We start from the raw sequence: 13,507 nt of genomic DNA on the forward strand, positions 1-13,507 counted from the left end.
CTTCATCTGTTTGACCAGCTCGCTCACCGACACCTTGGGCGGATATTCCAGATGCATATGGATATGCTCTTTGCTCACCACCCCTTTCAGGATTTTGACGTCCTCGGCATCACACACTTGGATCAGCAGTTCTCGGCAGCGGACCTGGACTTCACCTCTCAACACTGCATACCGATATTTCGTCACCCACACGATATGCACGGTCAATCGTGTGACGCTGTGACTTCCAGATCGGCTGCCTCGCACTTCTGAACTCTACCAATCTCAGCTTCAGACCTCGCCTCACAAATGCTCGCACTAAAGTGCGTGGTTTGTACCAGCGCTTTGGGACAATGAAGTGTACGGTTCCGTGATCCGGGTGGACTCGCGTTATACGGTCATCACCAAAACGCCGACCAGCAGGCCATTTATGGATGCAAAGGAACTACGATTGACGGTGTATGATTTTGGCCTGAAGAAACTTCAGGATGATTTTGTTTTTACCATTCCTGATCGCCCCGGCTGCGGCGACACCTCTGACTTTCCCTGGGAAGCTGCGGTCAATGGTGGCCGCCGGATAGACCGGCAATTTCTTTATGCACAGCGCAGAGATGAATGTGGGCCATTTGTTGCCCGCTTTGACTGGCATGGCGCGGCCAAGCAGCAAGCCACCATCTTCCCCAGGTAAACCTGTCCAACCCGCCCCCCAATTCTGTCGCCCACACCGCGCTATCCTCCCCTATCGCGCCCTCAAGGTGCGGTCATCCAGAGCGTCCGAGGGTTTTTTCTGCCCGACGACGGCGCGGCAACCCGCCCCCATAGCGGCAATGGTGCCCCACAGAAAAGCCTCCTGCTGGGGTGCGCCGACGATGGCGCAGGCGGGAAGCGATGGCCGGAAAGCGGGCGCACGACTCGTCAAGACTCTCAGACTGCAAGTGCGGTCTGTTTTGCCAGAGGTGGACAATGAACAGGGACATTCGCGCTGCGGCGCGTGAACGAATTCTGGTGCTGGACGGCGCGTGGGGCACCATGCTTCAGCGGGCCAATCTGAACGAGGCCGATTTCAGATTTGAGGGCGCTGACCCGTTGCGGATGTACCAGGGCAATTTTGATCTGCTGCAACTGACCCGCCCCGACGTGATCCGGGAAGTTCACCGCGAATATTTTGCGGCGGGCGCGGACATTGCCAGCACCAACACCTTCAACAGCACCACCATTTCCCAAGCGGATTACGGCACCGAGGAACTGGCCCGCGCCATGAATGAGACGGGCGCACGCCTGGCCCGCGAGGTGGCCGACGAATTCGAGGCCGCCGACGGCAAGCCGCGCTGGGTGGCCGGAGCCATCGGGCCGACCAACCGCACCGCCACCCTTTCGCCGGATGTGGAGCGGCCAGAGTTCCGTAACGTCACTTTTGACGGTCTGGTGGAAGCCTACGCCGCCGCCGCCGAGGGATTGATCGCGGGCGGAGCCGATCTGCTGCTGCTGGAAACCGTGTTCGACACGCTGAACGCCAAGGCCGCGCTGTTCGCCTGCGAGGAAGCCTTCGCGCGCACGGGCAAGACCCTTCCGGTGATGCTGTCCGGCACCATCACCGACGCCTCGGGCCGCACGCTCAGTGGGCAGACGCCGGAAGCCTTCGCCATCAGCACGGCGCACGCCAACCTCTTCAGCCTGGGATTGAACTGCGCGCTGGGCGCGGATTTGCTGCGGCCCCATCTGCGGGCCATCGCGGCGAACACCGAGACGCTGGTCTCCGTTCATCCCAACGCGGGCCTGCCCAACGCCTTTGGCGAGTACGACGAAACCCCGGAACACACCGCGTCCATCCTGGCCGACTTTGCCCGTGAGGGACTGGTCAACATCGTGGGCGGCTGCTGCGGCACCACCCCGGAACACATCCGCGCCATTGCCAACGAGATGGCGAGGATCACGCCGCGCACCGCTGCCAGGTTGCCGCCCTTCCTGCGCCTGAGTGGGCTGGAAGCGCTGACGGTCACGCCGGAACTGAACTTCGTCAACGTGGGCGAGCGCACCAACGTCACCGGCAGCCCCAGATTCAACAAGGCGATTCTGGCCGGGGATTACGACACCGGCCTCAAAATTGCGCGGCAGCAGGTGGAGAACGGCGCGCAGATCGTGGACATCAACTTCGACGAGGGCATGTTGGACGGCGAGGCCGCGATGGTCAAGTTCCTGAACCTGCTGGCCGGAGAGCCGGACATCAGCCGCGTGCCGCTGATGCTGGATTCCAGCCGCTGGGACATTCTGGAGGCGGGCCTCAAGCGGGTGCAGGGCAAGTGCGTGGTGAACAGCATTTCCCTCAAGGACGGCGAGGAGAGGTTTCTGGAGCGGGCGCGGTTGCTGCGGTGTTACGGGGCCGCCGCCGTGGTCATGGCCTTTGACGAGACGGGGCAGGCCGATAATCTGGAACGCCGCAAGGAAATCACCTCCCGCGCCTACAAACTGCTGACCGAACAGGCCGATTTTCCGCCGCAGGACATCATCTTCGATCCCAACGTGCTGACGGTGGCCACAGGCATGGAAGAGCATGACCGTTACGCGCTGGACTTTATCGAGGCGACGCGCTGGATCAAGGCCAACCTGCTGGGAGCGCTGGTGTCGGGCGGCGTGAGCAACGTGTCGTTTTCCTTCCGGGGCAACAACCATGTACGCGAGGCGATGCACTCGGTCTTTCTGTACCACGCCATCCGCGCCGGGCTGGACATGGGCATCGTGAACGCCGGGATGCTGGCCGTGTACGAGGACATCGAACCGCAGTTGCGTGAGGCGGTGGAGGACGTGATCCTGGCCCGCACGCCCGCTTCCGGCGAACCCAGCGCCACCGAGAACCTGCTGGCGCTGGCCGAGAGCTACAAGGGGGTCAAGCGCGAGGCCACCGCCCAGAGCGAATGGCGCGAGCGTCCGGTGGGCGAACGCCTCAAGCACGCGCTGATTTCCGGCATCACCGACTTCGTGGTGGACGACGCGGAGGAGGCGTATCACGAGCTGGGTTCGCCGCTGAAGGTCATCGAGGGACCATTGATGGACGGCATGAACGTGGTGGGCGATCTGTTCGGGGCCGGGAAGATGTTTCTGCCGCAGGTGGTCAAATCCGCCCGCGTGATGAAACGCGCCGTGGCCCACCTGACGCCGTACATGGAGGCCGAGAAACAGGAGGCCGGGGGCAAGGGCAAGGTGCTGCTGGCCACCGTCAAGGGCGACGTGCACGACATCGGCAAGAATATCGTGGGCGTGGTGCTGGCCTGTAACGGCTATCAGGTCACCGATCTGGGTGTGATGGTTCCCACCGAGAAGATCCTGGACGAGGCCGAGCGAATAGGCGCGGACGTGATCGGGTTGTCGGGCCTGATCACCCCCAGCCTGGACGAGATGATGGGCGTGGCCCGCGAGATGACCCGCCGGGGCGGCACGCTGCCGCTGCTGATTGGCGGGGCCACCACCAGCCGGGCGCACACGGCGGTCAAGATTGACCCGGCCTACGCCGGACTGGTGGTGCATGTGCTGGACGCCAGCCGCGCCGTGACCACCACCGCCGACATCCTGGCCGACCCGGCGGGCGTGCAGGAGCGCATCCGGGTGGAATACGACGCCCTGCGCGAACGCCACGGCAAACGCGAGGTCCGGCTGATCCCGCTGGAAACGGCTCGCGAACGTGCGCCGCGTCTCTCGCCCGCCATGCCACCCGCGCCGCGTGAAATGGGACGGCAGATCATTGAACAGCCGCTGACCGGGCTACTGGATTACATCGACTGGACGCCGTTTTTCATCGCCTGGGAGATGAAGGGCATTTACCCCAACATCCTGACCGATCCAATTCGGGGAGAGCAGGCCCGCACGCTGTTCGACGACGCTCAGGCGTTGCTGCGGCGCGTGATTGACGAGGGCTTGCTGACTGCCAGAAGCGTGATCGGGTTATGGCCCGCAGAGCGGCGTGGGGACGACATCGTGGTAGAAGCGGGGACTCACAGCGACACGCTGGACCACCAGACCCACGAAATTGCGGCGGGACGCGAGCCGCTGCCAGAAGTGGCTGTCCTCCACACCCTGCGGCAGCAACGCGATCAGGCGACGCCCAACGGGGCGCTGGCCGACTTCATCGCGTACCGGGGCGATCACATCGGCGCTTTTGCCGTTGCCATCCACGGCGCGGAGGAACTGGCCCGTGAATTCGAGGCCGATCACGACGATTACAACTCCATTCTGATCAAGGCGCTGGCAGACCGACTGGCCGAAGCTTTCGCGGAAAAGCTGCACCGCGACGTGCGCGTGCGTCACTGGGGCTACGCGCCGGATGAGACGCTGGACAACACTGACCTGATCCGCGAGCGCTACGACGGCATCCGCCCCGCGCCCGGTTACCCCTCCCAGCCGGATCACACCGAGAAGCGCACGCTGTTTTCGCTGCTGGGTGCGGGTGAGATCGGTCTGAAGCTCACCGAATCCTACGCCATGACCCCTGCCGCCGCCGTATCGGGCCTGTACTTCGCCCACCCGGAGGCGCGTTATCTGGCCGTGGGCCGCATCGGCAAGGATCAGGTGGAGGATTATGCTGGGCGCAAGGGCTGGGATATGGAGGAGGCCGAGCGCTGGCTGGGGCCTTTGCTGGCGTATGACCCTGCGGCCCAGTCGGACTCCCAAGCTGTTGAACCGTCGAACGTCGAGACATCCGGGGCAGTCAGACCGCCAGATCTTCAGACGACCAGCCCCGTTGCAGGCGGCCCCCGGTGAGCCGCACCCGCATCTCCATCGAACTTGTTCCCCGCTCGCGCTCCGGGTTGCGCTCAGAGCTAGAGACGGTGGCCGCGCATCTACCCGCTGCGGACACCATCAACATTCCCGACTTTCCGCGTTTCAGCACACGCTCGTGGCACGGCTGCGCGTTCGCCCGTCCGCGTTACCGGGCCATTCCGCACATCCGGGCCGTCGATCTGGACCCGCGTGCACCGCTGCCGATGGCCGCGCATCTGGACGAACACGGCATCGATGAGGTCATCGTCATCACCGGGGACGCCCCCAGCGACATGAGCGCCAGGGTCTATAACGTGGACGCCGAGGCCGCCATCCGCCGTATTCGCCGGGAGCTGCCGCACGTCAGGGTCTACGCGGGCCTGGACCCCTACCGCCAGTCGCTGGCCCGCGAGCAGGATTACCTGGAACGCAAGCTGGAGGCCGGGGCGTGTGGCTTTTTCACCCAGCCCTTCTTTGACCTGCGCCTGATGGACGCCTACGCCGATCTGCTGCCCGAAGGCGTGGAGGTCTGGTGGGGCGCAACCTCCGTCACCTCCGAGGGTTCGCTGGGCTACTGGCGCACGCGCAACCATGCGGTGTTTCCCCGGCAGTTTCAGCCCACGCTGGAATGGAATCGCCGCTTTGCCTGCGACCTGCTGACCTTTGCCCGCGAGCGCGGCCAGCATGCCTATTTCATGCCGATCAAGGCGGATGTGGTGGAGTACCTGGGAGGCATCATTTAAGGGCCGCGTGCTGAGACGTTCATCCTTTGTGGTGGACATCTTAATTCATAGTCATTATGATTATGGGGACTGGGCCAGAATTTTGTGCCCGGCTTTTCCCTGCCACGGCAGTCCGCCCACTGCCCCCTTCCCCAAGGAGTGTTCCCCATGATCGAGCGCAATGACAGCAAGCAGAAAGACAGCAGCGGCCAGACCCTGACCACCCGCCAGGGCCATCCGGTCAGCAACAACCAGAACCAGCGCACCGTGGGCAGCCGTGGCCCGGCCACGCTGGAGAACTACCACTTCCTGGAAAAGATCAGCCATTTTGACCGTGAACGTATCCCCGAGCGCGTGGTGCATGCGCGCGGTGCGGGCGCACACGGGAGCTTCGAGGCGTATGGCAAGGTGGGCGACGAGAGCATCGGCCAGTACACCCGCGCCAGGCTGTTCCAGACGGGCGGCAAGGAAACCCCGGTGTTCGTGCGCTTCTCCACCGTGATCCACTCGGGCCACTCGCCCGAAACGCTGCGTGACCCGCGCGGCTTTGCCGTCAAGTTCTACACCGAGGATGGCAACTGGGACCTGGTGGGCAACAACCTCAAGGTGTTCTTCATCCGTGACGCGATCAAGTTTCCGGACGTGATTCACTCCCTCAAGCCCGATCCCGTGACCAACCGCCAGGACGGCGGGCGCATCTTCGACTTCATAAGCAACACGCCCGAGTCGGTGCACATGCTGACCTTCCTGTTCTCGCCGTGGGGCATCCCTGCCAACTACCGCCAGATGCAGGGCAGCGGCGTCAACACCTACAAGTGGGTTAACGGTAAGGGAGAGGGCACCCTGGTCAAGTATCACTGGGAACCCATGCAGGGCGTCAAGAACCTGACCCAGCCGGAAGCCGAGCAGATTCAGGCCAAGAACATCAACCACAGCACCCAGGACCTGTTCGACGCCATCGAGCGCGGCGATTTTCCCCAGTGGGAACTGCGCGTGCAGATCATGGCCGACGGCGAACACCCCGAGCTGGATTTCGATCCACTCGACGACACCAAGATCTGGCCCGAGGACCAGTTTCCGATGATGCCGGTCGGCATGATGACCCTGAACCGCAACCCCGAGAACTACTTCGCGGAAGTGGAGCAGGCGGCCTTTGGCACCGGCGTGCTGGTGGACGGGCTGGACTTCAGCGACGACAAGATGCTGGTGGGCCGCACCTTCTCGTACTCGGACACCCAGCGCTACCGCGTCGGCCCCAACTACCTGCAACTGCCGATCAACTCGCCCCGCGCCTCGGTGGCCACCAACCAGCGCGACGGCCAGATGGCGTATCAGGTGGACAGCGTTCCCGGCCAGAACCCGCACGTCAACTACGAGCCGTCCAGCATGAACGGCCCGGCGGAAGCTCCACGCGTCCTGCCCGATCACAGCCCGCACATTGAGGGCCGCCTGCAACGCGCCACTATTGAGCGCACCAACGACTTCAAGCAGGCGGGCGAGCAGTACCGCGCCTTTGAACCCTGGGAGCGCGACGACCTGATCAACAACCTCGTCGAGAACATCTCGGCGGCCACCGGGGAGGTGCAGGCCCGCATGGTGGAACTGTTCACCCAGTGCGACGCCGACTATGGCCGCCGCGTGGCCGAGGGCCTGAAGGCCGTGCATCAGGAACAGCAGAAGATGGTGGGCAAGCGCGAGCCTCAGATGGTCTGAACCTTGTCAGCTATAGAGGGGTGGTGTGGGATTTTGCACGCTACAATGTGGTCAATGACGGTGGTGCGCCCTGACCCTCTCTGAACTCCAGCGGCATCTGGAGCGGCGGGGCTTGCGAACCACCCAGCCCCGTCTCCGACTGCTGCACTTCTTCTCGCGGACCGACGGGCACTTCACGCCGGAGGAGATCGCCGAACGCTTCCGGCTGGCTGGGGAACCCATTCCCATCGCCACGCTGTATCAGAACCTGCGCGTGTTCAGCGATCACGGGCTGATCGGCGAGGTGATTGGCCACGGCGGCGAGCTGCGGTACGACGCCAACCTGACCCCGCATTCGCATCTGCGCTGCAACCGCTGCGGCGTGTTGATGGACGTCATGCTCAGCCTGCCGGACTTGCAACCGCTGGGGCCGGGCCAGGACTGGCAGATCACCGGGGCCAGGGTGGAATTGCAGGGCATCTGCCCGGCGTGTCAGGAAGCGTTTCCCATACCTGTCCTCTGACCGGCAGACAAAAACCGCCGCCACAGCATTCGCGCTCTGGCGGCGGTTTTGTGTTCTCTGCTTACGAGTTGTCCACCACCACCGTGAAGCTCTTGCTGGCCTTGCCCTTGGGAGGCACGTCCACCTTCAGGCTGGCGACGCCGCCGTTCCTGGTGGGCGCAGCATTGTCGATCACGATGACGCGCCCGCCGACACGCTCGGTGACCTCGGCGCGGATGGGGCGGTCCTTGCTGCTCTCGAAAGCATACGTGACCTTGTAGGTGGTCTTGACCACGTTGCCCTTGCTGTCTTTACTCTGATTCAGAGTCTGTACGGTGCGGGTGTATTCCACGTCGGGGTCATCGCCCAGCGAGAACTCCACCGTGCCGCCCTGGCGGGTCTCATCCAGGCGGGTCTGGCCCACCAGGCGGCCATCCTCGCGCACGGTGATCGGGCCAGCGGGCAGGCGGGCGTCGGCCTTGAAGCGGTAGGAGCGGTCCAGCGTGCCGGTTTGCGTGGACACGTTGAAAGGGGTGTTCAGGCCCACGTAGCGCTCGAAGGTGCTCAGCTTGGGCTTCAGGAACGGCAGGGTCACCACGCTGTTGGCGGGCAGCGTGAAGGGCGTGGACAGGGCGTAGCGGTACAGTCCGCGCAACTCCGAGCCACCGCTGATCTTGGGGGCCGAGGCGGTGGGTGCGGGTGCGCTCCTCAGGGCCATGTCCGCCGCCTCGAAGCTGGCCTGCGCGTTCGGGTTGGCCTGCACGCTCACGTCGCCGGAGTACAGCTCGGTATCTTTCACGTCATACGGCAGTTCGGTGGTGTTGCGGATATCCGCCAGCGCGGAGAGCTGCGCGCCCGCAGTGCTGGCCCCCAGCGTGTAGCGCGGTGACCAGCCCACGCTGCGGGTCAGGTAGATCAGCGTGCCGCTCCCGCCTTTCGGCAGAGTGTAGCTCAGCGTTTGCGAAGGACTCAGGGGATTGATGGGCGGCGGCGTGTCGAAGCGCAATTGCTCGTAGCGTACATTGAAATACCGTCCCGCCGCGTCCTTGACCAGTAGATCGCGGGCGCGGATCAGGATCACGGGTTCGGTTTTCTCGCCGTCCCCGGTGGGCTGCACCAGATACACCGTCTTGCCCTCCAGCCCGCTCAGCCAGTTCGTTTCCAGCTTCTGCACGGCGCTGTCGAAGGCCAGGCCGCCCAGTTCCAGCGAGCCGGCAAGCACATTCTCCCATGCCCCCTGCGGCAGCGAGACCTTCAGGATGTTGGCCGCGCTGGTCACGGGTTGCCGCACCTCCGCGAAACTGGGATATATGCGCAGATCGGTGGCACTCGCCGCGCCGAGGGACAGGGCGGCAGCCGCCATCAGGGTTCTTTTCATGCCCCCATGGTGGCCGATACCACTTGACGGGATATGAGAGGCGCGGTCAGACAGGAATAAGAAAAGCCCGCCCCCACGAAGGAAGGCGGACCCTGATTGACCATCTGTAGTTCATCTGTACTTACAGCACGTCGTCCCGGATGCAAGCCTTGTAATGCTGGGGCGCAACCTCGCGCAATTCGGGGACCACTTTGGCGCAGTCGTCAATGGCGTAGCGGCAGCGCGTGCGGAACACGCAGCCACTGGGCGGGTTGATCGGACTGGGGATATCGCCTTCCAGAATGATGCGCTGTCTCTTGATGGTGGGGTCCGGCACCGGGGCCGCCGACAGCAGCGCCTCGGTGTAGGGGTGCTTGGGGTTGTTGTTCAGCTCGTGGCTGGGCGCGATTTCCATAATGCGGCCCAGGTACATCACGATAATGCGGTCGCAGATGTACTCCACCACCGCCAGGTCGTGCGCGATGAACAGCACGGTCAGGCCCAGCTCTTCTTGCAGGTCCTGGAGCAGGTTGACCACCTGCGCCTGAATGGACACGTCCAGCGCCGAGACCGGCTCGTCGGCCACGATGAACGTCGGGTCCACCGCCAGGGCGCGCGCAATCCCGATGCGCTGGCGCTGGCCGCCGGAGAACTCGTGCGGGTAGCGGCGCATGTGTTCGGGGCGCAGGCCCACTTTTTGCAGCAGTTCCGCGATGCGGTCGATGCGGCCCTTGCCCGGATTCAGGTTGTGGATCTGCATGGCCTCGCCGATGATGTCCGAGACGGTCATGCGCGGATTCAGGCTGGCAAAGGGGTCCTGGAAGATGATCTGCATCTCGCGGCGGTAGTCGCGCATCTGCCCCTTGGACAGTTTGGTCACGTCGGTGCCGTTGAAGATCACCTCGCCGCCGGTGGGTTCGATCAATCGCAGGATGGCGCGGCCCGCCGTGGTCTTGCCAGAGCCGGATTCGCCCACCAGCCCCACCACTTCACCGCGCGCCAGCGTGAAGGACACGTCGTTGACGGCTTTGACGTTGCCCACCACGCGCGACAGCAGCCCGCCGCGAATCGGGAAGTATTTCTCCAGATTCCGGACTTCCAGCAGCGTATCGCCCTTGCTGGCCAGACCGCGTGAGTCGGGGGCCGCTTTGGTCACCGTGGGAGCAGTCATGCCCTCACCTCCTGGTCCGCCTTGGCGAAGTCCTGCCAGCGGATACAGCGGGCCATGTGGCCGCCCCCGGTGTCCTCCAGCGGTGGTACGGCCTTGCTGCAATCGGGAACGGCGAACTTGCAGCGCGGCTCGAAGGCGCAGCCTGGGGGCAGATTCAGCGGGTTGGGCACGTTGCCGGGAATGGCTTCCAGGCGCTTGCGCGGTGTGCCGGGCACGTGCGCGTCCACACCGGGGCGCGGGATGGAGTTCAGCAGGCCCATGGTGTAGGGGTGACGTGGAGCCTTGAAGATCTCGATCACATCGCCTTCCTCCACCACGCGCCCGCCGTACATGACCACCACGCGGTCCGCCATCTCGGCCACCACGCCCAGGTTGTGGGTAATAAAGAGGATGCTCATGCCGATGTCTTTCTGGAGCTTGCGCATCAGGTCCAGGATCTGCGCCTGGATGGTCACGTCCAGCGCGGTGGTCGGCTCGTCGGCGATCAGCAGGGCCGGGTTGCACGAGAGCGCCATGGCGATCATCACGCGCTGGCGCATGCCGCCAGACATCTGGTGGGGGTACTCGTTGACGCGCTTTTCCGGGGCGGGGATGCCCACGAAACGCAGCATGTCGGTCGCCACGCCCATCGCGTCCTTGCGGTTCTTGTCCTGGTGCAGCATGACGGCCTCGGCGATCTGGTCACCCACGGTATACACCGGGTTCAGGCTGGTCATCGGCTCCTGGAAGATCATGGAAATTTCATTGCCGCGAATCTTTCGCATCCCGGCTTCCGACATCTTCACGATGTCCTGGGCCTTGCCACCCGCCCCGGAGAACAAGATTTCTCCGCCCGCGATTTCTCCTGGCGGCATCGGGATCAGGCGCATGATGCTCAAGCTGGTCACGCTCTTGCCAGAGCCGGACTCGCCTACCACGCCCAGGGTCTCGCCCTTGTTGATGTGGAAGGTCACGCCGTCCACGCTCTTGACGACGCCGTCGTCGGTGTTGAAATAGGTTTTGAGGCCGTTGACGGCCAGCAGCACCTCAGCCTGATTCGTGGCGTGGTCAGTCATTCATTCTCCTGTCAAAACAAAATCTGAGGGATGGGGTGATTTTCATGGCGCATCATACAGTCCTGATCGGTCTGAGTGGCGTTACTGCCGTTTGCGCGGATCGAAGGCGTCACGCAGCCCATCGCCCAGCAACTGAAAGCAGCCCACCGTGAACACGATAAAGAAGCCGGGAATGAGCACCCAGGGGCGCTGGTTCAGGCTGGACAGCCCACCTTCTTGCGCCTGCGCCAGCAAACTGCCCCAACTCACGTAGGGTTCCACTGCGCCGATGCCCAGGAAGCTCAGGCCGGATTCCAGCAGGATAAAACCGGGAATGCTCAGTGACAGCGTGACGATGATGTAGGTGGTCATGGTGGGCAGCATGTGCCGCCACATCACGCGGTTGTCGCTGGCCCCCAGTGCCCGCGCCGCAGAGACGAAATCCTGCTCGCGCACACTCAGCAGTTGCCCACGTGTGACGCGCGCCAGGCCGCCCCAGCCGATGAAAGCCAGGATGCCTAGAATCACGTACAGCGCCAGGATGGGGTTGATGTTCTGTGGAAACACCGAGCGCAGCAGCAGCAGCAGGAACAGGTACGGAATGGCCGAGATCACTTCCACCAGACGCATGATCACGGTGTCCACGAAGCCGCCAAAGAAAGCCGCCAGCGCGCCCATGAACAGCCCGATGACAGTACTCGCCAGCACCGCCCCCACGCCGATGGTCAGGCTGATCTGCGAGGCGTACAGCGTGCGGGTGAACAGGTCACGCCCCAGTGCCTCGCCGCCGAACAGGAACACATTGCAGTCGGGATTTTCCTGGCCGGTGCCGAACAGGTGCAGGTTGCCGGGGATGAAGCCCAGAATTTTGTACGGCGCGCCGCGCACGCCAAAATAAATGGGGCACTGCTCCGCCGTGGGCTTGTACTCGTTGACAAAGGTGTCCATGTTCAGTTCCTGGCCGTACTTGAACACGAAGGGCCGGGTGAATGCGCCGGTCTGTGTATCGCGGAACTGCACCGGCGTGGGCGGGTGAAAGCGCGTGATGTTGGAGGTGGAATAATTCGACAGGCCGTCCGGCGCGATGAACGGGGCGAACATCGCCAGCAGGTAGACCAGGATCAGCAGCACGCCGCCCGTCTGGGCCAGCCTGTTCTTGCGGAACTGACCCCAGGCAACCGAGAACTGTGACTGACCCAGCGAACGGCGCTCGGCCTTTTGGGGCTTGGGGGTGGGGGCAGCAGTGGTCATCTCACCTCACCCGACCTTGATGCGCGGGTCGACCACGGCCAATAAAATGTCCGAGAGCGCGTTGCCGACGATCAACAGGATGGTTGAGATCACAGTAAATCCGGCGATCAGGTACAGGTCCGACGCGGTGATGGCGGTCAGAAGCATAGGGGTAATTCCAGGATAGGCGTACACCACCTCTACGAAGCCCGCCCCGCTGATGGCGGCGGGCAGCAGGCCCCCGATGCCTGCAACGATGGGCAAAATGGCGTTGCGGAAGGTATGTTTCCAGATGGCGGTGCGCTCGCTGACGCCCTTGGCCCGCGCCGTGCGGATGTAATCTGAGCGCATCACCTCCAGCATCAGGCCCCGGATCACGCGGGTCAGGCCCGCCGCGTCTGTGATCGCCAGCACCGCTGCGGGAATCAGCAGATGACTCAGCACATCCCAGAACTTGCCCAGCGACGAGAGCTGCTCGTAATTGCCGCTGGTCATGCCCCCCAGCGGAATATCCCAGCCGGTGGCATTGCGGATTTGTAGGATGAAGTAGATCACGATCAGGAAGAGAAAGAAGCTGGGAAAGCCCAGCAGGAAATACAGCACCACGTTGATGGCCTTGTCGCCAAAGCTGTTCTGCCGCACCGCGCCGTACACGCCGATGGGAATGGCGATGGCGTAGAAGAACACCAGATTGAGGAGCACCAGATACACCGAGTTGACGATGCGCGGCCAGATCACCGGCAACACCGGCTGGGTGTACTGGAACGACAGCCCGAAATCACCGTTGAAGATCATGTTCCTCATCCAGTAAAAGTACTGAACATATGCGGGCTTATCCAGCCCGAAATTGGCACTGAGATTGGCGAGTTGCTGCTCACTGATGCCGGGATTCAGGCGAGCCGGGGTCAGGAAATCGCCGGGCGCAAGCGAAATGACGAAGAAGATCAGGACGCTGGCGAGCAGCAGCGTGGGAATGGCCTGAAAAAAGCGCCGGATCAAAAATGGAAACATGCCTCACTCCGTCGTCTCTGGGAAATTGCTTAAGGGCCAGGTTTCAATGCGAAGGGG

The 13,507-nt window shown here is 63.3% G+C and carries 11 protein-coding genes; 5 read left to right on the plus strand and 6 right to left on the minus strand.

Annotated features, from left to right (window positions below; translation table 11 throughout):
- Positions 1 to 246 (minus strand): IS200/IS605 family transposase (tnpA, locus tag Q322_RS0110010; RefSeq protein ID WP_029477777.1); only part of this gene is annotated, 246 nt, incomplete at its 3' end.
- A gap of 103 nt (positions 247 to 349) precedes the next feature.
- Between tnpA and Q322_RS0110015 the strand changes: the two genes are divergently transcribed.
- From Q322_RS0110015 to Q322_RS0110040, 5 genes are all read left to right on the plus strand, one after another.
- On the plus strand, positions 350 to 667 hold the full coding sequence (locus Q322_RS0110015) for a hypothetical protein (protein ID WP_156952989.1): 318 nt from the start codon (positions 350 to 352) through the stop codon (positions 665 to 667).
- 275 nt (positions 668 to 942) lie between these two features.
- Entirely contained in the window at positions 943 to 4,731 is a 3,789-nt protein-coding gene (metH, locus tag Q322_RS0110025) for a methionine synthase (RefSeq protein WP_051668415.1), read from the plus strand.
- Complete coding sequence (locus Q322_RS0110030; RefSeq protein ID WP_029477780.1) at positions 4,728 to 5,474, plus strand: methylenetetrahydrofolate reductase; 747 nt, start codon at positions 4,728 to 4,730, stop codon at positions 5,472 to 5,474. Before metH ends, Q322_RS0110030 begins: the two co-directional genes overlap by 4 nt.
- Positions 5,475 to 5,621: 147 nt before the next feature.
- Complete coding sequence (locus Q322_RS0110035; RefSeq protein WP_051668416.1) at positions 5,622 to 7,166, plus strand: catalase; 1,545 nt, start codon at positions 5,622 to 5,624, stop codon at positions 7,164 to 7,166.
- Positions 7,167 to 7,278: 112 nt separating this feature from the next.
- Positions 7,279 to 7,668: a Fur family transcriptional regulator gene (locus Q322_RS0110040; RefSeq protein ID WP_245593209.1), complete on the plus strand. Its 390-nt coding sequence runs from the start codon at positions 7,279 to 7,281 to the stop codon at positions 7,666 to 7,668.
- A 61-nt stretch (positions 7,669 to 7,729) separates the two neighbouring features.
- Here the strand turns inward: Q322_RS0110040 and Q322_RS0110045 are convergent, their stop codons facing one another.
- From Q322_RS0110045 to Q322_RS0110065, 5 genes are all read right to left on the minus strand, one after another.
- Positions 7,730 to 9,025, minus strand: coding sequence for a DUF4139 domain-containing protein (locus Q322_RS0110045; RefSeq protein WP_029477784.1), 1,296 nt, complete (start codon positions 9,023 to 9,025; stop codon positions 7,730 to 7,732).
- A 121-nt stretch (positions 9,026 to 9,146) separates the two neighbouring features.
- Complete coding sequence (locus tag Q322_RS0110050; RefSeq protein ID WP_029477785.1) at positions 9,147 to 10,175, minus strand: ABC transporter ATP-binding protein; 1,029 nt, start codon at positions 10,173 to 10,175, stop codon at positions 9,147 to 9,149.
- Positions 10,172 to 11,230 (minus strand): ABC transporter ATP-binding protein, encoded by a 1,059-nt coding sequence (locus Q322_RS0110055; RefSeq protein WP_029477786.1) that lies wholly within the window; start codon positions 11,228 to 11,230, stop codon positions 10,172 to 10,174. The genes Q322_RS0110050 and Q322_RS0110055 overlap by 4 nt, the downstream gene beginning before the upstream one ends.
- Positions 11,231 to 11,311: 81 nt before the next feature.
- Positions 11,312 to 12,460, minus strand: a complete 1,149-nt coding sequence (locus tag Q322_RS0110060; protein ID WP_029477787.1) for an ABC transporter permease — start codon at positions 12,458 to 12,460, stop codon at positions 11,312 to 11,314.
- A gap of 6 nt (positions 12,461 to 12,466) precedes the next feature.
- Positions 12,467 to 13,450, minus strand: coding sequence for an ABC transporter permease (locus Q322_RS0110065; RefSeq protein WP_029477788.1), 984 nt, complete (start codon positions 13,448 to 13,450; stop codon positions 12,467 to 12,469).
- Positions 13,451 to 13,507 lie beyond the last annotated feature (57 nt).

Source organism: Deinococcus frigens DSM 12807 (assembly GCF_000701425.1).
In the GTDB taxonomy this organism is placed as follows: Bacteria; Deinococcota; Deinococci; order Deinococcales; family Deinococcaceae; genus Deinococcus; species Deinococcus frigens.